The 21,582-nt window shown below is 63.2% G+C and carries 16 protein-coding genes and 2 pseudogenes; 10 read left to right on the top strand and 8 right to left on the bottom strand.

What is annotated here, in order from left to right; genetic code table 11:
- Nucleotides 1–115 precede the first annotated feature (115 nt).
- Both mfd and AC0V7N_RS22705 read right to left on the bottom strand, forming a co-directional pair.
- Nucleotides 116–3,613, bottom strand: a pseudogene (gene mfd, locus AC0V7N_RS22710) (transcription-repair coupling factor).
- Nucleotides 3,614–3,685: 72 nt separating this feature from the next.
- A complete protein-coding gene (locus tag AC0V7N_RS22705) occupies nt 3,686–3,973 on the bottom strand; it encodes a succinate dehydrogenase assembly factor 2 (RefSeq protein ID WP_475450598.1) in 288 nt (95 codons plus the stop codon).
- A 92-nt stretch (nt 3,974–4,065) separates the two neighbouring features.
- On the opposite strand from AC0V7N_RS22705, the gene recG reads away from it, so the two are divergent.
- Nucleotides 4,066–6,174 (top strand): ATP-dependent DNA helicase RecG, encoded by a 2,109-nt coding sequence (recG, locus tag AC0V7N_RS22700; RefSeq protein ID WP_475450597.1) that lies wholly within the window; start codon nt 4,066–4,068, stop codon nt 6,172–6,174.
- Here the strand turns inward: recG and AC0V7N_RS22695 are convergent.
- The 4 genes from AC0V7N_RS22695 to glmS form a co-directional block, all read right to left on the bottom strand.
- Complete coding sequence (locus AC0V7N_RS22695; protein WP_496627275.1) at nt 6,126–6,878, bottom strand: DUF502 domain-containing protein; 753 nt, start codon at nt 6,876–6,878, stop codon at nt 6,126–6,128. The genes recG and AC0V7N_RS22695 overlap by 49 nt on opposite strands.
- A gap of 81 nt (nt 6,879–6,959) precedes the next feature.
- Entirely contained in the window at nt 6,960–7,259 is a 300-nt protein-coding gene (locus AC0V7N_RS22690) for a HigA family addiction module antitoxin (protein ID WP_475450596.1), read from the bottom strand.
- A gap of 38 nt (nt 7,260–7,297) precedes the next feature.
- Nucleotides 7,298–7,579, bottom strand: a complete 282-nt coding sequence (locus AC0V7N_RS22685; RefSeq protein WP_224590168.1) for a type II toxin-antitoxin system RelE/ParE family toxin — start codon at nt 7,577–7,579, stop codon at nt 7,298–7,300.
- Between the two features lie 118 nt (nt 7,580–7,697).
- Complete coding sequence (gene glmS / locus AC0V7N_RS22680) at nt 7,698–9,521, bottom strand: glutamine--fructose-6-phosphate transaminase (isomerizing) (RefSeq protein ID WP_475450595.1); 1,824 nt, start codon at nt 9,519–9,521, stop codon at nt 7,698–7,700.
- Nucleotides 9,522–9,729: 208 nt separating this feature from the next.
- Here glmS and AC0V7N_RS22675 point away from each other — a divergent pair, with 208 nt between their 5' ends.
- Nucleotides 9,730–10,104 (top strand): ADP-ribosylation/crystallin J1, encoded by a 375-nt coding sequence (locus AC0V7N_RS22675; RefSeq protein ID WP_475450594.1) that lies wholly within the window; start codon nt 9,730–9,732, stop codon nt 10,102–10,104.
- A 3-nt stretch (nt 10,105–10,107) separates the two neighbouring features.
- Here AC0V7N_RS22675 and glmU read toward each other — a convergent pair whose 3' ends face one another.
- Nucleotides 10,108–11,475 carry a bifunctional UDP-N-acetylglucosamine diphosphorylase/glucosamine-1-phosphate N-acetyltransferase GlmU gene (glmU, locus tag AC0V7N_RS22670; protein WP_496627273.1) on the bottom strand — a complete coding sequence of 456 codons (1,368 nt, stop codon included), beginning with the start codon at nt 11,473–11,475 and terminating at the stop codon, nt 10,108–10,110.
- Between the two features lie 191 nt (nt 11,476–11,666).
- On the opposite strand from glmU, the gene AC0V7N_RS22665 reads away from it, so the two are divergent.
- Nucleotides 11,667–11,882 (top strand): hypothetical protein, encoded by a 216-nt coding sequence (locus AC0V7N_RS22665; protein WP_475450593.1) that lies wholly within the window; start codon nt 11,667–11,669, stop codon nt 11,880–11,882.
- Between the two features lie 18 nt (nt 11,883–11,900).
- Here AC0V7N_RS22665 and AC0V7N_RS22660 read toward each other — a convergent pair whose 3' ends face one another.
- Nucleotides 11,901–12,647, bottom strand: coding sequence for a cytochrome c biogenesis CcdA family protein (locus AC0V7N_RS22660; RefSeq protein ID WP_475450592.1), 747 nt, complete (start codon nt 12,645–12,647; stop codon nt 11,901–11,903).
- A gap of 177 nt (nt 12,648–12,824) precedes the next feature.
- Between AC0V7N_RS22660 and AC0V7N_RS22655 the strand changes: the two genes are divergently transcribed.
- The 7 genes and pseudogenes from AC0V7N_RS22655 (at nt 12,825) to AC0V7N_RS22625 (ending at nt 21,568) form a co-directional block, all read left to right on the top strand.
- Entirely contained in the window at nt 12,825–13,202 is a 378-nt protein-coding gene (locus AC0V7N_RS22655; protein WP_475450591.1) for a COG4315 family predicted lipoprotein, read from the top strand.
- A 365-nt stretch (nt 13,203–13,567) separates the two neighbouring features.
- The gene (topA, locus tag AC0V7N_RS22650) at nt 13,568–16,381 is read left to right on the top strand and encodes a type I DNA topoisomerase (protein WP_475450590.1); all 2,814 of its coding nucleotides are present in this window, start codon (nt 13,568–13,570) and stop codon (nt 16,379–16,381) included.
- Nucleotides 16,291–18,498, top strand: coding sequence for a ribonuclease R (gene rnr / locus AC0V7N_RS22645; protein ID WP_496628020.1), 2,208 nt, complete (start codon nt 16,291–16,293; stop codon nt 18,496–18,498). Before topA ends, rnr begins: the two co-directional genes overlap by 91 nt.
- A complete protein-coding gene (locus AC0V7N_RS22640; RefSeq protein ID WP_475450589.1) occupies nt 18,498–18,950 on the top strand; it encodes a DUF983 domain-containing protein in 453 nt (150 codons plus the stop codon). Before rnr ends, AC0V7N_RS22640 begins: the two co-directional genes overlap by 1 nt.
- Nucleotides 18,951–19,023: 73 nt before the next feature.
- Nucleotides 19,024–19,764 carry an NUDIX hydrolase gene (locus AC0V7N_RS22635; RefSeq protein WP_475450588.1) on the top strand — a complete coding sequence of 247 codons (741 nt, stop codon included), beginning with the start codon at nt 19,024–19,026 and terminating at the stop codon, nt 19,762–19,764.
- A gap of 78 nt (nt 19,765–19,842) precedes the next feature.
- Nucleotides 19,843–21,009 (top strand): annotated as a pseudogene (locus AC0V7N_RS22630) (MFS transporter); the annotation flags it as partial.
- A 103-nt stretch (nt 21,010–21,112) separates the two neighbouring features.
- Nucleotides 21,113–21,568, top strand: coding sequence for a YqfO family protein (locus AC0V7N_RS22625; RefSeq protein ID WP_496627272.1), 456 nt, complete (start codon nt 21,113–21,115; stop codon nt 21,566–21,568).
- Nucleotides 21,569–21,582: the final 14 nt, after the last annotated feature.

The raw sequence follows: 21,582 nt of genomic DNA, 5'->3' as shown, positions 1-21,582 counted from the left end.
CGGCGAGTACCCTCACCCGCCTTTTTCCGCCCCTATATGGGGTGGCGGCTCCATACACGAAGCCGATTTCCTATTCTAGACCGGAATTTCAGCGCTGGCGAATGGCGGCCGGCGGCTAAGCCGCCTTCTCCACCAACCGCGCGAGCTGTGTCATCACCACCGCCGACCCCGCCAGGCGCTTGTCCGGCGTCGGCCAATCGCGCACGAAGACGACGCTGTGGTCCGGCCGGATCTTGGCCAGTGAGCCCTGTTCGCCGATGAACTTGACCAGACCGACCGGGTTGGAGAATTCGCGCTTGCGGAAGTGGATGACGACGCCCTTCGGCCCGGCGTCGAGCTTCTCGACATTGGCCTTGCGGCAAAGCGCCTTGATGAAGACGATCTTCAGGAGATGCTTCACCTCGTCCGGCAGCGGGCCGAAGCGGTCGATCAGTTCGGCGCCGAAGGCGTCGATCTCCTCGGTATTTTCGAGATCGCCGAGACGGCGGTAGAGCGCCAGCCTGAGCTGCAGGTCCGGCACATAGCTTTCCGGGATCATCACCGCGGTGCCGACAGCGATCTGCGGCGACCAACCGCCATCCTGGACCTCGCCGGAATCCTTCACTTCGGCGACTGCCTCTTCCAGCATCTGCTGGTAGAGTTCGAAGCCAACCTCCTTGATATGGCCGGATTGCTCTTCGCCGAGAAGATTGCCGGCGCCACGGATGTCGAGATCGTGGCTGGCGAGCTGGAAGCCGGCGCCAAGCGTATCCAACGACTGCAGCACCTTCAGCCTGCGCTCTGCGGTGTCGGTCAGCTTGCGGTTGGCAGGCAGCGTGAACAGCGCATAGGCGCGCACCTTGGAGCGGCCGACGCGGCCGCGCAGCTGGTAGAGCTGCGACAGGCCGAACATGTCGGCGCGGTGGATGATCAGCGTGTTGGCGGTCGGGATATCGAGGCCGGATTCAACGATGGTGGTCGACAGAAGCACATCATACTGGCCGTCATAGAAGGCGTTCATGATGTCGTCGAGCTCGCCCGGCGGCATCTGGCCATGGGCCACCGCCACCTTCAATTCAGGCACGGATTCCCTCAAGAAATCATGGATTTCCGCCAAGTCGCTGATTCGCGGAACGACATAGAAGGAATGGCCGCCGCGATAGCGTTCGCGCAGCAGCGTCTCGCGAATGACAAGCGGATCGAAGGGCGAAATGAAGGTGCGCACCGCCATGCGGTCGACCGGCGGCGTGGCGATCAGCGACAGTTCGCGCACGCCCGTCAGCGCCAGCTGCAGCGTACGCGGGATCGGCGTCGCCGACAGCGTCAGCACATGGACGTCGGTCTTCAGATCCTTCAACCGTTCCTTGTGCTTGACGCCAAAGTGCTGCTCCTCGTCGATAATCAGCAGGCCGAGATTCTTGAACGAGATCGCGGAGCCGAGCAGCGCATGGGTGCCGATGACGATGTCGACCTGGCCCTCGGCAATGCCTTTCTTGGTTTCGGCGAGTTCCTTGGCACCGACCAGCCGCGAAGCCTGGGCGACGCGGATCGGCAGGCCGGAGAAGCGCTGCGAAAACGTCTTGAAATGCTGGCGCGACAACAATGTCGTCGGCACCACCACGGCGACCTGGAACCCTTCCATCGCCGCGATGAAGGCGGCGCGCAGCGCCACTTCGGTCTTGCCGAAGCCGACATCGCCGCAGATCAGCCGGTCCATCGGCTTGCCGGCGCCAAGGTCATCGCGCACCGAGTCGATCGCCGTCTGCTGGTCCTCGGTCTCCTCGTAGGGGAAACGAGCCGAGAATTCGTCATAGAGGCCTTCGGCCGGTACCAACGCCGGTGCTGACCGCATCTGCCGTTCCGCCGCAATGCGGATCAACTGCCCGGCCATGTCGAGCAGGCGCTTCTTCAGCTTTGCCTTGCGTGACTGCCAGGCGCCGCCGCCAAGCTTGTCCAGCGTCGCTTCGGCGGAGTCCGAGCCATAGCGCGACAGAAGCTCGATGTTCTCCACCGGCAGGAACAGCCGGTCGTCGCCGGCATAGTGGATTTCAAGGCAATCATGCGGCGCACCGACCGCCTCGATGGTGCGCAGGCCGATGAAGCGGCCAATGCCATGGTCGGCATGGACAACGATATCGCCGGCCGACAGAGCCGAGGCTTCGGCAATAAAGTCGGACGCACGCTTCTTGCGCTTCGAACGCCGGATCAGCCGGTCGCCCAAAATGTCCTGTTCGGCGACGACGACCAGTTTTTCGGTCTCGAAGCCGGATTCGAGCGGCAGCACGGCCAATGCCGCCTGCCCCGGCTCGAGTTGTTCGGCTTCCGCCAGCGTCTCGACCTGCTTGAGATTGCCGAGATGATGCTCGGCCAGGATCTGGCCAAGCCGGTCCAGTGAACCTTCGGTCCAGCCGGCGATGACGACACGGCGGCGGGCGGCGCGCTCATCGGCGATGTGCCTGACAACGACGTCGAAGACATTGATATTGGGATCGGCGCGCTCCTCGACGAAGCTCCGGCCATGGCGTGAGCCGGCGTGGTAGACTTTTTCGCGCCGGCATCGGGCGCGTCGAAGGGTGTGAAATCGATCGCTTCGCGCGGCCCGAGCGAGGCGATCAGGTTTTCCGGCGAGAGATAAAGCAGGTCGGGCGCCACCGGCTTGTAGGGCGCCGCATCCTTCAATGCCGCGTCCGCCTGCTTTTTGCGCGCTTCATAGTGGTCGAGGATCAGCGTGTGGCGTTCGGCCAGCGCCTCATGCGCCAGATGGTCGAAAATGACAGGCGTATCCGGCAGATAGTCGAACACCGTCTCCAGCCGTTCGTAGAAGAAAGGCAGCCAGTGTTCCATGCCGGCGAAGCGCCTGCCTTCGCTGACCGCAGCGTAAAGTCCGTCGTCACGCTGGGGTGCACCAAAGGCTTCGATATAGGAGCGGCGGAAGCGGCTGATGGTTTTCGGGCGTCAGCGCCACTTCGCTCATCGCCTGCAGCGCCATCGACTTGCGCTGGCCGGTGGTGCGCTGGGTGGCGGCGTCGAAGACGCGGATCGATTCCAGCGTGTCGCCGAAGAAGTCGAGCCTGAGCGCCTCGGTCCAGCCTGGCGCGAACAGGTCGAGAATGCCGCCGCGCACCGCGAATTCGCCGACGCCTCGCACCGTCGGCACGCGTTCGAAACCCGACGTTTCCAGCCGCGACACCAGCGCGTTCATGTCGATCTGGTTGCCGGGCCTGGCATGAAACGTCTGTGCCTCGACAAGGTCGGCCGGCGGAATGCGCTGCAGCAGCGCATTGGCGGTGGTGAGGATGACGGCGCGGTGCGGCTTCTTCGCCAGCGCGATCATCGCGGTCAGCGCATCGAGGCGCTTGGCGGCGGCATCCGAGCCGGGCGAGACGCGGTCATAGGGCAGACAATCCCAGGCCGGCAATTCCAGCACCGGCAGGCTGGGCGCGGCGAAGGCCAGCGCCTCGATGATCGCCGGCAGGCGCTGGCCGTCGCGCGCGACGAACAGCACCGGCTTGTCGGGCGCGATCTCGAGGGCGGCCTGCACAAGCGCAAAGGCTTCATAGCCATCGGCGACACCGTCGACGATGAACTGGCCGGCGCGGCCTTTCGGCAGGCCAATGGTGGGAATGAGGCTCATCAAATCACGGTCTTGTTTTGTCGCAATTCCGGACGGAAAACCGCTTCGCACTTTTCCTGGAATTGCTTGTGTTCAGAATGTCATGGTCCGGCGGGATGCCAGGATCTTTTGCAGGACGGCACAATCGATATCCGCCGGCACCGGGCGTTCGCCCGTGATCAGTGGCAGGAATTCGGTGTCGGGAATGTCGAGAAGCCCCTCATATTGGTCGATTTCCTCGCCGGTCAAGGCACCGATCTCGGCGTCGGCGAAGGTGCCGAGGATCAAATCCATCTCGCGCATGCCGCGATGCCAGGAGCGGAACAAGAGCTTGCGGCGGCGGGCATCCAGCCCCTCGCTTGATCGTTTCGTCCCAGTCATTGTGCCACATCCTCACTTGCTGCGGCGCATATAGCGTGGATAGAAGGGGCTGTCAGCCTTGCGCTGCGGCCGTCGCGACATAAGCTGACATCATGCGTCCTTCCATCCTCGATCCGCTGTTTGTTCCGATCACTTCGCTTGCCGGCGTCGGGCCGAAGGTCGGCGCGCTGATCGAGAAGGTCGTCACGGCTGATCTTGGTGATCGCGCGGCCCGCGCGGGCGATCTTCTGTTCGTCCTGCCGCACACCGTCATTGACCGCCGCAACCGGCCTGGTATCGCGCTCGCGGCCGAAGGCGCGATCATCACGCTTGAGGTGCGCATCGATCGTCACCAGCCGCCACCGCGCGGCAACCGGTCGGTGCCCTACCGGGTCTACGCCCATGACGACACCGGTGAAATCGGCCTGACCTTTTTCCATGCGCATGCCGCCTATCTCGAAAAGGCAATGCCTGTGGGCGAGCATGTCGTGGTCTCGGGCCGCATGGAATGGTTCAACGGCCGCCCGACCATGGTCCACCCCGACCATATCGCGCTGGCGAGCGAGGCGGAGAACCTGCCGCTGGTCGAACCGGTCTATCCCCTCACCGCCGGGCTGTCCGGCAAGGTGCTGCGCCGGGCGATCGGCCAGGCGCTCGCCCGCGTGCCCGAATTCCCCGAATGGCAGGACGGCGCCTTCATGCGCCGGCACACCTTTCCCACCTTTGGCGATGCGCTCACCCGCATCCACAATCCGGCCGACCCGATCGACGTCTCCATCGAGGGTGCTGCCTGGCGGCGCCTTGCCTATGACGAGTTGCTGGCGGGCCAGGTCTCGCTGGCGCTGGTGCGGTCAAAGATCCGCCGCCTGTCCGGCCGTCCCCTGGTCGGCGACGGCCGCATCGTCGAGAAACTGCGCGCCGCCCTTCCCTATTCACTGACATCAAGCCAGGAGTTCGCGCTCGCCGAAATCAATGCCGACCTTGCCGACCCCGAGCGCATGCTGCGGCTGCTGCAAGGCGATGTCGGCTCCGGCAAGACTGTCGTCGCGCTGCTCGCCATGGCGCGCGCCGTCGAGGCCGGCGGCCAGGCGGCACTGATGGCGCCGACCGAAATCCTGGCGCGCCAGCATCTGGCGACGATCGCCCCCCTCGCTGCCAAGGTCGGCCTGCGTATCGCTATCCTCACCGGCCGCGAGAGAGGTCGCGAACGCACCGAGACGCTGGCTGGTCTTGCCAGCGGCGAGATCGACATCGTCGTCGGCACGCACGCACTGTTCCAGGAGACGGTGACCTTCCACGATTTGGTCTTCGCCGTGATCGACGAGCAGCATCGTTTCGGCGTCCACCAGCGGCTTGCCATCACCGCCAAGGGCGATGCGCCCGACATGCTGGTGATGACCGCCACGCCCATCCCGCGCACGCTGGTGCTGACCGCTTTCGGCGACATGGACGTATCGAAACTGACGGAAAAGCCGGCCGGCCGCCAGCCGATCCGTACCGTCACGCTGCCGCTTGAGCGGCTCGACGAGCTGGTTGGCCGCATGGAGGACGCCGTCGCCGGCGGCCAGAAGATCTACTGGATCTGCCCGCTGGTCGAGGAATCCGAAGAGATCAAGCTGATGTCGGCCGAAGACCGCTTTGCTTCGCTGAAGCCGCTGTTCGGCGACCGCATCGGCCTCGTCCATGGCCGCATGAAGGGCGCCGAGAAAGACGAGGCGATGCGTGTCTTCAAAGAGGGCGAGACGCGCATCCTGATCGCCACCACGGTCATCGAGGTCGGCGTCGATGTGCCCGACGCCACCGTCATGGTCATCGAGCATGCCGAGCGTTTTGGCCTTGCCCAATTGCACCAGCTGCGCGGGCGGGTCGGGCGCGGCGACAAGCCATCCTCCTGCGTGCTGCTCTACAAGGATCCGCTCGGCGAGACCGCAAAACGCCGGCTGTCGGTGATGCGCGAGACCGAGGATGGTTTCCTGATCGCCGAGGAAGACCTGAAATTGCGCGGCGAAGGCGAGCTTTTGGGCACCCGCCAGTCGGGTACACCGGGTTTCCAGGTGGCGCGCATCGAGGCGCATGCCGATCTTCTGGAAGCTGCCCGCGATGATGCGAGGCTAATCCTGTCCCGCGACCCGGAACTGCAATCCGACCGCGGCGAGGCGCTGCGCCTGTTGCTCTATTTGTTCGGCCGCGACGAGGCCGTGCGGCTTTTGCGCGCCGGATGAGGTCCTAGCGGCGGATTGGCCACCGTTCCGTTGATCGGCTCGCCATTCAGCGTCACCATCTTGGTTTTCACCTCGGGCGCCACCAGCCCGGCCGAAACGATCAGCTTGGCGCCGTCCTCGATCGTCATGTCGAGCAGCACAATGTCCGACTTCAGCACATACATCAGAAACCCGGTGGTCGGGTTCGGCGTGCAAGGCATAAACACGGCGATCAGCGGATCGCCTTCCTGGTCGAGCTTCTCATTGATCTCGGTTTCCTTCTCGCTGGCGACGAACACCAGCGACCACACGCCCTTGCGCGGATATTCGACCAGCCCGACCTGGCGGAACATGTCGCCCTTGTTCGACAGCACTGTCTCGAAAATCTGCTTCAGCGAGCCATAGATGCCGCGCACCAGCGGCATGCGGCCAAGCAAGCGCTCCCCGAAACCGACAATGGCGCGGCCGACAATGTTGGCGGTGAGAAAACCGATCAGCGTGATCAGGATCAAAGCAACGATCAGCCCGAACCCCGGAACCGGAAACGGCAGATAGGTGTCGGGGCTGTAACGCGCTGGAATATAAGGCTTTACCCATGAATCGACCCAGCCGATGAACGACCAGGCGATATAGGCGGTGATCGCCAGCGGTGCGCAGACGACGAAGCCCGTGAGGAAATAGTTCCTCAGCCGGGTCATGCCGGAGGTCTTGGGAGCATCGGACATGGTTCACCGGGGGCGCGGGTTGCAGCGCAACATTAGTGAACCGCAGCCCGGTTTGGAACTGCGAAGTTTTTAAAGGGTCGATTATGCCGCCGCTTCCAGCGGTTCGATCTTCTCGAGTTCCGTCGCGAGCTTCTTCGCTTCGGTCTCAAGCTCGTAAGCCTGCTGAAAATTCATCCAAAACTCGGGCGTGGTATTGAAAAATCTGGCAAGGCGAAGCGCCGTATCAGGGGTCAAACCGATCTCTTCCTTGGCAATGCGTTCAATACGGGTGCGCGGCAGATTGAGCTTTTTCGCCAGCGCGCCTGCACTCATGCCAAGCGGAACGAGATATTCTTCCCGCAGGAATTCTCCAGGATGAACTGGACGTGCAAACTTGAGCATAATTCAGGATCCTCAAACGTTCAGGGGCAAGTGCCCGCTTAATGGTAGTCGACGATCTCCACGTCTTCAGCGCCAGCAGCGGTCCACCTGAAGCAGATACGCCACTGGTCGTTGATGCGAATTGAATGCTGCCCGACGCGGCTCCCTTTCAGGGCCTCCAGGTGATTTCCGGGCGGCGATCGAAGGTCATTCAATTGGGCAGCGTTGGCAATTGCGCGAAGGCGACGTTCGCCGCGGGCAACCAAATCCGGCGGAAAGCCTTTTGGCGCCTTCCCTTCGGCAACCGCTTCGACCGCCTTGCCTTTGAACGAAACGATCAACGATGCGCCCTCTTGGCTGTATCATACACTGATACAGCCAATGCACAAGCAAATGTATCATCGGCCGATACAAAATTTGCCACCTGTTGATCGATGGCAATAGAGGGGCTGCCTGCAGCTACTCCACCGTCACCGATTTCGCCAGATTGCGCGGCTGGTCGACATCGGTGCCCATGAACACGGCGGCGAAATAGGCCAGCATCTGGATCGGCAGCGCATAGATGATCGGCGAGATGATTTCCGGCACGTCCGGCAGGATGATCGTCTCCATCGTCTTCACGCTCACCTGCGCGGCGCCCTTGCTGTCGGTGATCAGGATGATCTTGCCGCCCCGCGCCGCCACTTCCTGCATATTGGACACGGTTTTCTCGAAAATGCGGTCATGTGGCGCAATGACGATGACCGGCATGTTCTCGTCGATCAGCGCGATTGGCCCGTGCTTCAGCTCGCCCGCCGCATAGCCTTCGGCGTGGATATAGGAGATTTCCTTGAGTTTCAGCGCGCCTTCCATGGCCAGCGGGAAATTGGTGTCGCGACCGAGATAGAGCACGTCCTTGTAACGGGACAGTTCCCGCGCGATACGTTCGATCTGCTCTTCGAGCTTGAGCACCTGGTTGGCATAGCGCGGCGCTTCCGAAAGCGCGCGTACCAGGGTCTTTTCCTGTTCCTGCGAGATCGTGCCGCGTGCCACACCGGCGCGCACCGCAAGCGACGCCAGGACGGACAGCTGGCACGTGAAGGCCTTGGTCGAGGCGACGCCGATCTCAGGCCCGGCGAGCGTAGGCAGCACCACGTCGGATTCGCGCGCCATGGTCGATTCGCGCACATTGACGATGGCGCCGATCTTCATGCCTGCCTTGCGGCAATAGCGCAGCGAAGCCAGCGTGTCGGCGGTCTCGCCCGATTGCGAGATGAAGAACGCCGCATCGTTCGCCGACAGCGGCATCTCGCGGTAGCGGAACTCCGAGGCGACATCGATGTCGACCGGCAGCCGCGCATAGCGCTCGAACCAGTATTTGCCGATCAGGCCGGCGAGATAGGCTGTGCCGCAAGCGGAAATCGCCAGCCGGCCGATCTTGGCGAAGTCGAAAGGCAGGTCGAGCGGCTTCGAGACGCCGGAGACGAAATCGACATAATGGGCCAGCGTATGCGAGATCACCTCGGGCTGCTCATGGATTTCCTTCTCCATGAAATGGCGTCGGTTGCCCTTGTCGACCATAAAACTGGTCGACAGCGACTGCTGCCGCTTGCGCTCGACCTTCTTGCCGTCGATGTCGAAGATCGCGACGCCGTCGCGGCGCACCACCGCCCAGTCGCCATCTTCCAGATAGGTGATCGAATTGGTGAACGGCGCGAGCGCAATGGCGTCGGAGCCCAAAAACATCTCGCCATCGCCATGGCCCACGGCCAGCGGCGGCCCATTGCGGGCGCCGACGATCAGGTCTTCGTCGCCCTTGAACATGATGGCCAGTGCAAAGGCGCCTTCCAGCCGCTTCAGCGCCTGGTGCGCGGCCTCGACCGGCTCCAGCCCCTTGGCGAGTTCGCGCGCCACCAGATGGGCCACGACCTCGGTGTCGGTCTGCGACGAGAAGGAATAGCCGTCGCGGATCAACTCGTCGCGCAGTTCGGCGAAATTCTCAATGATGCCGTTGTGGACGATGGCGACGCCGTCGGAAAAATGCGGATGCGCATTGGTCTCGTTGGGCACGCCATGCGTTGCCCAGCGCGTGTGGCCGATGCCGATCGTGCCGTCGAGCGGCTCCTCCTTGAGCCGGCGCTCAAGGTTGACCAGCTTGCCTTCGGCGCGGCGGCGGCCAAGCTGTCCCTTGTCGATGGTGGCAACGCCGGCCGAGTCATAGCCGCGATATTCGAGCCGCTTCAGCGCATCGACGATGAGCGGCGCAACCTGCGAGTGGCCGACGATTCCAACGATACCGCACATGCAGACAGTCCCCGATTCCCCATGCAAAACCAGCGCTATTTAGGGATGGCCGGCCTGCCGCGAAAGTCACATTGCATTTCGTCCGGTGTAACGGACGCTTGCGCAGGCATGCACCATGACAGGCCGCTCTTGCAATCCGGTTACTGCAATTGTTCGGTTTTTCGGCGATCCTGTTCTCGTTCCGGCAATATTTGGCTAAGCTTCGGCCATGAATGAAGCCCAGCCCACCGTTACACTCTGGCGCCCGGTCGGACCTCAGGAGCTAAAACTCATCGAGGCGTCCGACATGCGGGCATTTCCGCCGCGCCTGCCCGATCAGCCGATCTTCTATCCGGTTCTGTCGGAAGCCTATGCCGTGCAGATCGCGCGCGACTGGAATGTGCCGGCAAGTGGTTCCGGCTTCGTGACGTGCTTTGAGGTCCTGAAAAGCTTCCTGGATGGCTATCGTGTCGAGCACGCCGGCAGCAGGGCGCATCTCGAATACTGGATACCGGCCGAGGATTTGCCAGCCTTCAACAAGGCAATCATCGGCAAGATCAAGGCGACGGCTGCGTTCGGAAAGACCGCCGAAAGCGCCGTTTGAGAATTATTCGGCAGCCTTCTTCTTGGCCACCGCGGCCGAGGCAAAGCGCTCGCGCAATTCCTTGCCCTTGCCCGGGATCGTCTTCTGGCGGGCACGGCCGAAGGCCAGCGCATCGTCGGGCACGCTTTCGGTGATGACGCTGCCGGAAGCAATATAGCCGCCCTTGCCGATCGACACCGGCGCCACCAGCGAGGAGTTGGAGCCGACAAAGGCGCCCTCGCCGATGTCGGTGAAGAATTTCGAGTAGCCGTCATAGTTGCAGGTGATGGTGCCGGCGCCGATGTTGGCACCCGCGCCAACGCGGGCATCGCCGATATAGGTCAGATGGTTGACCTTGGCGCCCTCCTCGATGACAGCCTGCTTGACCTCACAGAAATTGCCGACCTTGGCTTTCTGCTTGAGATCGGCGCCCGGCCGCAGCCGCGCGTATGGCCCGACATCGCAGTTGGACGCAATGGTGGCGCCTTCGATGTGGCTGAAGGCATGGATCTTGGCGCCCGTGGCAATCTTCACCCCTGGGCCGAACCAGACATTGGGTTCGACGAGCGTGTCGGCGCCGATCTCGGTGTCATGCGAGAAATAGACGGTCTCCGGTGCGATCAGCGTCACACCCAAAAGCATCGCCTCGTGGCGGCGGCGTGCCTGCCAGATGGCCTCGGCTTGTGCGAGTTCGGCGCGGTTGTTGATGCCGAGCGCGTTTTCGAAGCTGGCTTCGGTAGCGACGACATCGAGCCCCTGCACGCTAGCGATCTCGACGATGTCGGTCAGATAATACTCGCCCTTGGCATTTTTGTTGCCGACCGCATCGAGCAGCTTCAGCGCGTGGGCACCGGCCACCGCCATCATGCCGGCATTGCAGAAACCGATCTTCTTCTCCGCCTCGGAGCAGTCCTTTTCCTCGCGGATGGCAATCAACTTACCGCCCTTTTCGACCAGTCTGCCATAACCGTTTGGAAGAGGCGGACGGAAGCCGATCACCACGACGGCCGCACCTTCAGCGAGTTTCGAGCGCGCCACGGTCAGCGCTTCCGCATCGATCAGCGGCGTGTCGCCGAACATCACCAGGATATCGTCATAACCCCTTGATATCGCTTCGCGAGCAGCAAGAACGGCATGCGCCGTACCCAGGCGCTCTTCCTGCACAAAGGTCTCTGCCTTCGGTGCGAACTTCGCCACCGCTTTGCGCATCTCTTCCGCGCCATGACCAATCACGATCGCCTCGCTGCTGGCGCCAGCGGCATCGGCCGCCTTCACGACATGGGCGACCATCGGCAACCCGGCAATCTGGTGCAGCACCTTCGGCAGTGCGCTCTTCATGCGCGTGCCTTCACCGGCGGCGAGAATGACGGACAGGCAGGATCTCTGGCTCATGGAAGGACAACCATATCAAAGGGTTGGGAATCAAGAAAGGATAGCAGCGGCGGCATGCTGCACCAATGCGGTTAAATTCCGGTGAGATGGCTGCCGACCGGTGACAGCGCTCTAATCATCATTCATGCAAAATCAATCTGCCAGCTGCATTGTCCAAGATGTAGCCTTGGAACGTCCAAACGGTGCATGTCATGCAATCCATCTTGAACATGGTAATCGTGGCAGTCGTCTTTTGCGTCGGCGCGATATTCGGTGGAGTTATGGGCGTGCTTCCGAGCTTGTTCATCAAGGGCATGGACAGGGGGCTGACCTACCTTTTTGTTGCGGTTCCGCTTTTCGCTCTGCTGGGCGGGGTCGCATCGCTGGTCGTGTTGCACTACGCCACCGAGCGCCTAAATCGGGGCTAGCGTCCGGGGTTCGCAAACCTACCCCAACCGCCCCAGCACCGGGAAATTCTCCAGCAGCCAGTAGGACACCGTCTGCACGCCGCCGGTCAGGAAAAACACGCCGGCGACGACCAGCAGCGCGCCGATCGCCTTTTCGACGCGGCCGAGATGGACGCGGAATTTGCCGAGGAGGCGCATGAAGGCGCCGGAAAACAGGGCGGCGATCAGGAACGGGATGCCGAGGCCAAGCGAATAGGCGGCGAGCAGCAGCGCGCCCTCGCCGACCGTCTCGCGTCCGCCGGCCAGCGTCAGGATCGGCCCCAGCACCGGGCCGATGCACGGCGTCCAGCCGAAGGCGAAGGCGAGCCCCATGACATAGGCGGCGACGGCGCTGGCAGGCTTGCCCTGCGACTGGAAGCGCGCCTCGCGCGACAGCAGCGGAATGCGCAGGATGCCGAGGAAATTCAGCCCCATCAGGATGATCAGCACGCCGGCGGCCATCGCCAGCGGCTCCTGCCAGACGCGCAGCAACCGGCCGATGGTCGAGGCGCCGGCGCCGAGCGCGACGAACACGGTCGAGAAGCCGAGCACGAAGGCAATAGAAGAATAGAGCAGCGCACCGCGCGCGCCTTCCCTGGCTGTCACACCCGCATTGCCGCGAAAATCGTCGACCGAAACGCCGGCCATATAGCAGAGATAGGGCGGCACCAGCGGTAGCACGCAAGGCGACAGGAACGAGATCGCCCCCGCCCCGATCGCGCTGACATAGCCGATGTCCAATGCCATTCCAAAACTCCGACTGTTTGGCGACGATATAGCGACGGTCAGGTATGTCTGCCAATCACCATTGTGTGGAAGTCATCGCCGCATGCGAGCATCGGGGACGAAAGCACCTGCGTTGGACGTTGATACGAAGAGGCCGCGATTCCCCGCGCGTCTCCAATATCAGCCAGGGAGATTTCCATGAAAACCATAACCATAGGGCTGGCAGCACTTTTGCTCAGCACCGCCGCTTCCTTCGCCGCCGATGCGTGGAAGGAAGCTGATGTCGGTGGCACCAAGATCTACACCGATGCCAAGGGCATGACGCTTTATTCCTATGACAAGGACGGGAAGGGCAAGTCGAACTGCTACGACAAATGCGCCACCAACTGGCCGCCATTGAAGGCTGAGGCCGGTGCAAAGGCTTCGGAAGGATGGACAATCGTCGACCGTACCGACGGCACCAAGATGTGGGCCTATGACGGCAAGCCGCTCTATACATTCATCAAGGACAAGAAAGCCGGAGATGTGAGCGGCGACGGTGTCGCCGGTGTCTGGCACATCGCCAAAGCCGACTGATCCTCAACACCCATTCCCGCCTGCTGGCGGGACATGAGCTGGTCGCCGGCATCCCTCCATGCATCTGGCGGCCAGCTTCTTCTTGCGCAGCGTGACACGCAGCCAGGCTCCCGCACGCAACGCAATTCCTCGAACTCACCGAAAGCAGCGGTCGTTCTCGCCGACTAGCGGCCATCATCTCCTCTGAGCGAAATTCTGTGATCTTCTCCATACACTCTAAGAGTGTATTGCTGCTGACAGCCCTGCAATTTGGGCGCTTCCCCTTGACCCGATGCAAAAGCGCGGCCATGTGAGCGACAAATAGAACGAGATTTCGTCGCGCGCAGCGGAATTCTTCTGCCGCACCACAGCTGATATGAGACCTCATGGACGTCGTCGTCGTCGAATCGCCGGCCAAGGCGAAGACAATCAACAAATATCTCGGCAGGAACTACAAGGTTCTGGCCTCGTTCGGCCATGTCCGCGATTTGCCGGCCAAGGATGGATCGGTGCGTCCGGATGAGGATTTCGCCATGTCCTGGGCGGTCGACACCGCTTCGGGCAAGCGCCTCGCCGACATCGCCAAGGCAGTCAAGGATGCCGATGGCCTGATCCTCGCCACCGATCCAGATCGTGAGGGCGAAGCCATTTCATGGCATGTGCTGGAAGTGCTGAAGCAGAAGCGCGTGCTGAAGGACAAGTCGGTCAGCCGTGTCGTCTTCAACGCCATCACCAAGTCGTCTGTGCTGGAAGCCATGGCCAATCCGCGCCAGATCGATGCGCCGCTGGTCGATGCCTATCTCGCCCGCCGGGCGCTCGACTATCTCGTCGGCTTCACGCTGTCGCCGGTGCTGTGGCGTAAACTGCCGGGCGCCCGTTCCGCCGGCCGCGTCCAGTCGGTGGCGCTGCGCCTGGTCTGCGACCGCGAATCCGAGATCGAACGCTTCGTCCGCGAGGAATATTGGCAGATTGCCGCTCTGCTGGGCACGCCGCGCAACGACACATTCGAAGCGCGGCTGACCGCCTTTGAGCGCAAGAAGCTGCAAAAGCTCGACATTGCCAACAAGGCGCAGGCCGACGACATCAAGGGAATGCTTGAAGGCGCAACCTTCAAGGCGCTGTCCGTCGAAGCCAAGCCGACCAAGCGCAACCCCGGCCCGCCCTTCACCACCTCGACGCTGCAGCAGGCCGCCTCGTCGGGCCTCGGCTTCTCCGCCACGCGCACCATGCAGGTGGCGCAGCGGCTGTATGAGGGCATGGAGATCGGCGGCGAGACCACCGGCCTGATCACCTATATGCGAACAGACGGCGTGCAGATGGCGCCGGAGGCGATCGACGCTGCACGTGACGCCATCGCCAAGGAGTTCGGCCCGAAATATCTGCCGGAAAAGCCACGCCAATACACCGCCAAGGCCAAGAACGCCCAGGAGGCGCACGAAGCGATCCGCCCGACGGATTTCATGCGCACCCCGGCATCGGTCCGGCAGTATCTCGATTCCGACCAGATGCGGCTCTACGAGCTGATCTGGAAGCGCGCCATCGCCAGCCAGATGCAGCCGGCCGAAATCGAGCGTACCACGGTCGAGATCGAAGCGGTGAACGGCGCCCGCACCGCCGAGCTTCGCGCTGTCGGTTCGGTCGTCCGTTTCGACGGCTTCATCGCCGCCTATACCGACCAGAAGGAAGACGATGCGGAAGACGAGGAAAACCGTCGTCTGCCCGAAATCCGCGCCGGCGAGCAGCTTGCCCGCCAGGCGATCAACGCCACCCAGCACACGACCGAGCCGCCGCCGCGCTATTCCGAGGCGACGCTGATCAAGAAGCTGGAAGAGCTCGGCATCGGTCGGCCGTCGACCTATACGGCAATCCTGAAGACGCTCGAGGACCGCGACTATGTCACGATCGACAAGCGCCGGCTGGTGCCGCAGGCCAAGGGCCGCCTGCTGTCCGCCTTCCTCGAAAGCTTCTTCGAGCGCTATGTCGAATATGATTTCACCGCCTCGCTGGAGGAAAAGCTCGACGAGATTTCGGACGGCAAGCTCGCTTGGAAAGACGTGCTGCGCGATTTCTGGAAGGATTTTTCGGGCGCCGTCGCCGACATCAAGGAACTGCGCGTCACCGACGTGCTCGACGCACTGAACGAGGAACTGGCGCCGCTGGTGTTCCCCACAAGGGAAGACGGTTCGAACCCCCGCATCTGCCCGAAATGCGGCACCGGCAATCTCTCGCTGAAGCTCGGCAAGTTCGGCGCCTTTGTCGGCTGCTCGAATTATCCCGAATGCTCCTTCACCCGCCAGCTCGGCGACGCCGCCAACCCGAATGGCGAGAATGGCGGCGGCGAGGACGGCACCAAGGTGCTCGGCAAGGATCCCTATACGGCGGAGGAAATCACGCTGCGCTCAGGCCGCTTCGGCCCCTACCTCCAGCGTGGCGACGGCAAGGAAGCCAAGCGCTCGAGCCTGCCCAAGGGCTGGACGCCCGAATCCATCGATCATGAGAAAGCGTTGGCGTTGCTGGCGCTGCCGCGCGATATCGGCAAGCATCCGGAAACCGCCAAGATGATCTCGGCCGGGCTCGGTCGCTATGGTCCATTCGTGCTGCATGATGGCACCTACGCCAATCTCGACAGCATCGAGGATGTGTTCTCGATCGGCCTCAACCGCGCCGTCACCGTGATTGCCGAGAAGCAGTCGAAGGCCAAGGGCGGCCGCAACGGCGGCACTGCGGCTGCGCTGAAGGAACTCGGCGATCATCCCGACGGCGGCGGCAAGATCGTCGTGCGCGACGGTAAATACGGACCTTACGTGAATTTCGGCAAGGTCAACGCCACGCTGCCCAAGGGCAAGGATCCGCAATCGGTGACCATCGAGGACGCGCTGGCGCTGATTGCCGAGAAGGAAGCCAAGGGCGGCGGCAAGAAGCCGTTCCGCAAGGCGGCGGCGGCCAAGGCGCCGGCAGCGAAGAAAACAGCCGCCAAGAAGCCGGCGGCGAAGAAAAAGGGTAGGACGGCGTGGCGCGCAGGATCACCGGTAGGAGCCACGGCGATCCACGCACCGCCGACACGAGAGCCAAGGTCAAGGACGACTACCGGCCCTCGCGCGACGAAATCCTGCGCTATATCGCCGAAAATCCCGACCGTGCGGGCAAACGCGACATCGCCAAGGCGTTCGCGCTGCGCGGTGACGACCGCATCTGGCTGAAGGACATTCTGCGCGACCTGCAGGATGAAGGCGTGCTCACCAAGGAGCGCAAGCGGCTGGCCCGCGTCGGCGCCCTGCCCCATGTCGCCGTGCTCGACATTTTTGGCCGTGACGGCGACGGCATCCTGCTGGCGCATCCGGCCGAGTCCGTCGGCACCGGCGAACCGCCAGTGGTCTCGATCCGCGTTTCACGCAGCGGCAACGGCCCGGCGCCAGGCATTGGTGACCGCGTGCTGGCCAAGACCTTCCCGACCGATGACCCGTCTGGCCCCGCCTATACCGGCCGGGTGATGAAGATTTTCGAGAAGCGCACCGATGCCGTACTCGGCATCTTCCGCGTGCTGCAGGACGGCACCTTTCGCATCGAGCCGGTCGAGCGGCGCCAGCCGGAGCTGATCGTCGACAAGGAATTCCAGAACGGCGCCAAGAACGGCGACCTGGTCGAGGTCGAGCCGGCGCGCGCCTCTCGCTATGGGCTTCCTCGCGCCAAAGTGCTCAACGTGCTGGGTTCGCTGACCAGCGAAAAGGCGGTCTCGATGATCGCCATCCACGCCCACGACATTCCGCACATCTTCCCGGCCGATGTCATCGCCGAATCCGAAGCCGTCAAGCCGGCGACGATGGATCACCGCGAGGACTGGCGCGACCTGCCGCTGGTCACCATCGATCCGGCCGACGCCAAGGACCATGACGACGCCGTCTTCGCCACACCCGATCTCGACGAGAAGAACCCCGGTGGCGTGATCGCCACCGTCGCTATCGCCGATGTCGCCGCCTATGTCCGCTATGGCACGGCCCTCGATCGCGAAGCACTGAAGCGAGGCAATTCAGTCTATTTCCCCGATCGCGTCGTGCCGATGCTGCCTGAACGCATCTCCAACGACCTCTGTTCGCTGCGCGAGGGCCAGGATCGCCCGGCGCTGGCGGTGCGCATGACCTTCTCCGCTGATGGCCACAAGATCCGGCACTCCTTCCATCGCGTGATGATGAAATCCGCGGCGAAGCTCGCCTACCCGCAGGCGCAGGCGGCCATCGACGGCGTGCCCGACGACAAGACCGGCCCGATCCTCGACACGGTGTTGAAGCCGCTCTGGGATGCCTATGCGATCCTCAAGCGCGGTCGCGACGGCCGCCAGCCGCTCGAACTCGACCTGCCGGAGCGCAAGATCCTGCTCAAGCCGGACGGCACGGTCGATCGCGTCATCGTGCCGGAACGGCTCGACGCCCACAAGCTGATCGAAGAATTCATGATCCAGGCCAATGTCGCCGCCGCCGAGACGCTGGAGGCGAAGAAGCAGGCGCTGGTCTACCGCGTCCACGACGCGCCGTCGCTCGCCAAGCAGGAATCGCTGCGCGAGTTCCTGCAGACGCTTGGCCTGTCGCTGGCGCGCGGCGCGCAAATGCGGCCCAGCCAGTTCAACGGCATTCTGGAGCGCGTGCGCGGCGCCGACAATGAGGCGCTGGTCAACGAGGTGGTGCTGCGCTCGCAGAGCCAGGCCGAATATTCGCCGAAAAACATCGGCCATTTCGGCCTCAACCTGAAGCGCTACGGGCATTTCACCTCGCCGATCCGGCGCTACGCCGACCTGATCGTGCATCGCGGGCTCATCGCCGCACTCGGCCTCGGCCCGGGAGGGCTGACGCAAGACGAGGAGGCGCGGCTCGAAGACGTTGCGGTCTTGATCTCCGGCACCGAACGGCGCGCCATGGCGGCCGAGCGCGATACGGTCGACCGGCTGATCGCGGCCTATCTCGCCGAGCGCATCGACGACCGCTTCGATGCCCGCATCTCAGGCGTCACCAAATCAGGACTATTTGTCCAATTGCCGCAGTTCGGCGCAGATGGCTTCATCCCGGTGTCAACTCTGGGCGGCGATTACTATATATACGACGAAGCGGCTCGCTCCCTGTTCGGAGAACGCACGGGCAAAGGCTACCAGCTCGCGGACCGCGTCGAGGTCCGGCTCGTCGAGGTAGCACCGATGGCCGGCGCGATGCGCTTCGAGATGTTGACCGACCCGAAGCCCCTGCCAGGCTCCAGCAAGTCGTTTCACAAGGCTAAGGGCCGCGCCCGTGCGTCGCAATCGCGACCGGGTTCGCGCGGCAGGAGACGATGATGCCAAAGGAATTAGCGATACAAGAACAGGTTTTCGGCGGCGAACATCACTCGGGCCGGGCTGCCCGCCCGCTGTGGAGGGCCATGAAGCGCGGCCTCTTGGGCCGCTGCCCGAATTGCGGTGAAGGCAAGCTGTTCCGCGGCTTCACCAAGACCGTCGAGACCTGCAGCGTCTGCGGCGAGGAAATCCATCACCATCGCGCCGACGACCTGCCGGCCTATCTGGTCATCGTCATCGTCGGCCACATCGTTCTCGGCGCCTTCATGGGCGTGGAAGCGACGTCGACCTTGTCCACCTGGCAGCACATCGCCATCTGGGTGCCCTTGACCATCGTTTTGTCGGTTGCGCTGCTGCAGCCTGTCAAAGGCGCCGTCATCGGACTGCAATGGGCGTTCTATATGCACGGATTCGGTGGCGAAAAGGATGGGACGGAGTCCCACCACGGCGCCTGAAGCGTCGCTGGCGCAACATACCGACCGTGGAAGGCCACTTTCGTTTGCAAGAAGTTTCCGCTAGGTCCAGCGCATGGAAGCAATGACCAAGGCGGCCGTCGACAAGCTCGACAAGGGTCTTGCCGCGCATAGCGGCCGGCCCCTGCGTCCGCGTGACGCCGCGACCCTAATTCTTCTCGACCGCAAGGACGACGACGTGCTGGTGCTGATGGGCCGCCGTCACGCCGGCCACGCCTTCATGCCTGGAAAATTCGTGTTTCCCGGCGGCCGCACCGATCCGGCGGACAGCCGCATCGCGACGGCCACCGCATTGCATCGCGACGAGGAAGCAAAGCTGCTTGCAGGTCCCGGCCGCACCAGTGCCGCGCGAGCCCGCGCTGTCGCCTTGTCCGCAATTCGTGAGACCTATGAGGAAGCCGGTCTGCTGATCGGCCAGAAAGCCGCCTTTGCCACCGACAAGCGTGACTGGCAAGGCTTTGTCGAACACGGCGTGACACCTTCACTGGAGACGCTGCGTTTCATCGCGCGCGCCATCACCCCGCCCAACCGGGTACGCCGCTTCGACACGCGTTTCTTCAGCGCCTGGCGCAACGACGTCGCCGTCGAACTGCCTGATGGCGGACCGACCAACGAACTCGAGGAACTGGTCTGGCTGCCGCTTGCCAAGGCCAGGGAAGCCGACATACCCGACATCACCCGAATGATCCTGGACGAGCTGGAAAAGCGCCTCGCCCATGATCCGCTGCTGCGTCCGGGCGGTCCCGTTCCCTTCTACCGGCTTATCCGCAACCGCTTCACCCGCGAACTCCTGTAAAGCAATTCCAGGAAAAGTGTGACGCGGTTTTCCGCCCGGAATTGCCTAAGATCAAAGAGACAGAGTATTCAGCATCCCATGACGGTCGATACCCAACCACAGGGCGACGAACGCGTACACTGGCTGCCGATGGTGGCGGCGATCTCGTCGATCAGCGTCGTCGGCATCGCCATCGGCCTTGGCATGCCGCTGCTCAGCGTCATTCTGGAAACGCGTGGCCATTCGGCTTCGATGATCGGCCTCAACACGGCTGTCGCCGGCCTGGCTTCGATCGCCGGCGCGCCGCTCGCCACGCCGCTCGCCATGCGCTTCGGCGTCGCCTGGACCATGATCGCCATGATTGCCACCGGAGCGCTCGCCTTCGTCGGCTTCCATTTCGCGCCCGATTTCTGGATGTGGTTCCCGCTGCGCATCGTGCTGCATATCGCGCTGACGGTGCTGTTCATCCTGTCGGAATTCTGGATCAGCACCTCGGCGCCGCCGCACCGGCGCGGCCTTGTCCTTGGCATCTACGCCACCGTCCTGTCGCTCGGTTTTGCCGCCGGACCGTGGCTGTTCGCCCATCTTGGCAGTTCCGGCTTCAGGCCGTTCGGCGTCATCATCGGGCTGGTGACGCTGGCCGCGATACCGGTGCTGGCGGCACGCAATGAGAGCCCGAGCATCGCCTCCGACGGCGAAACCAGCAATTTCCTGCGCTACATCTGGCTGGTGCCTTCGGCGACCGCCGCCGTACTGGTCTTCGGCGCGGTCGAGACCGGCGGCTTCGCGCTGTTTCCGATCTACGGCAATCGCATCGGCTATTCCGAAGCCGACGCCGCCTTGCTGCTGACCATGATCGGTCTCGGCAATGTGCTGCTGCAGATCCCGATCGGCATGATCAGCGACCGCGTCAGCGATCGCCGCTATCTGCTGCTCGCCTGCGCCACCGTCGGCCTGGCCGGCACCATCTTCATGCCCTTCTTCGCATCGAATTGGCACCTGATGGCCGCCCTACTGTTCGTCTGGGGCGGCGTGGTCGCTGCCATGTACACGATCGGCCTTGCCCATCTCGGTTCGCAGCTTTCCGGCCATGAACTGGCATCGGCCAACGCCGCCTTCGTGCTCTGCTACGGCGTCGGCATGGTGCTTGGCCCGCAGGCGATCGGCATCGGCATGGATGCGTTCGGACCCTCCGGCTTCGGCTGGTCGCTCGGCCTGTTCTTCGCCGCCTACATGGCGCTGGTCGGCATCAGGCTCGTCCGTAAATTCTGCTTTGACTCCTTGAGGCAGCGCCCGCTGCTGACAGAACCGTGTCAGCAGCGCTGGGTTAAGAGAGTTTCCCAAAACATCGGACGTTGAGGACACTCCCATGATCGACAGCGGCTTTGAAACCACATCCCTGCGCATGACACTCCTGCTGCTCGTAACCTTCCAGGCCCCGGCCGCGGATGTCGACCGCATCATGGACGCGGTGGTTGCGATCGCCCCGCTGGCGATGGGCAAATATGACCGCAACGCCTACCAGTCGGCGCACGGCATCGAGCGCTACAGGCCGCTTGAAGGGGCCGCTGCCGGTGCCGAAACCGACTTGCGCCGCCGCCCAGGCACGGTCGAGGTGTCATTCGAACTGCCTGATGACCAAGCGCTGGCAAGCCGCGTCGTCGAGGCGATTTTCCAGGCCCATTCCTATCAGGAGCCGGTGATCCGCATCCAGCCGATCCTCGCCAGCCGCTCCAAGGGCCTGGACGACCGCGCCAATCCGAATCGCTGGTGGAACACGACCGGAGACTGGAAGAAGGTTGCGGCGGCTAAGGAAGACGCATAGATCGGCCTTCCCTT

It is taken from the genome of Mesorhizobium kamtschaticum (genome assembly GCF_056174585.1).
Note: the sequence above shows the minus strand (reverse complement) of the source record. Positions and strands in the feature narration are given on the sequence as shown.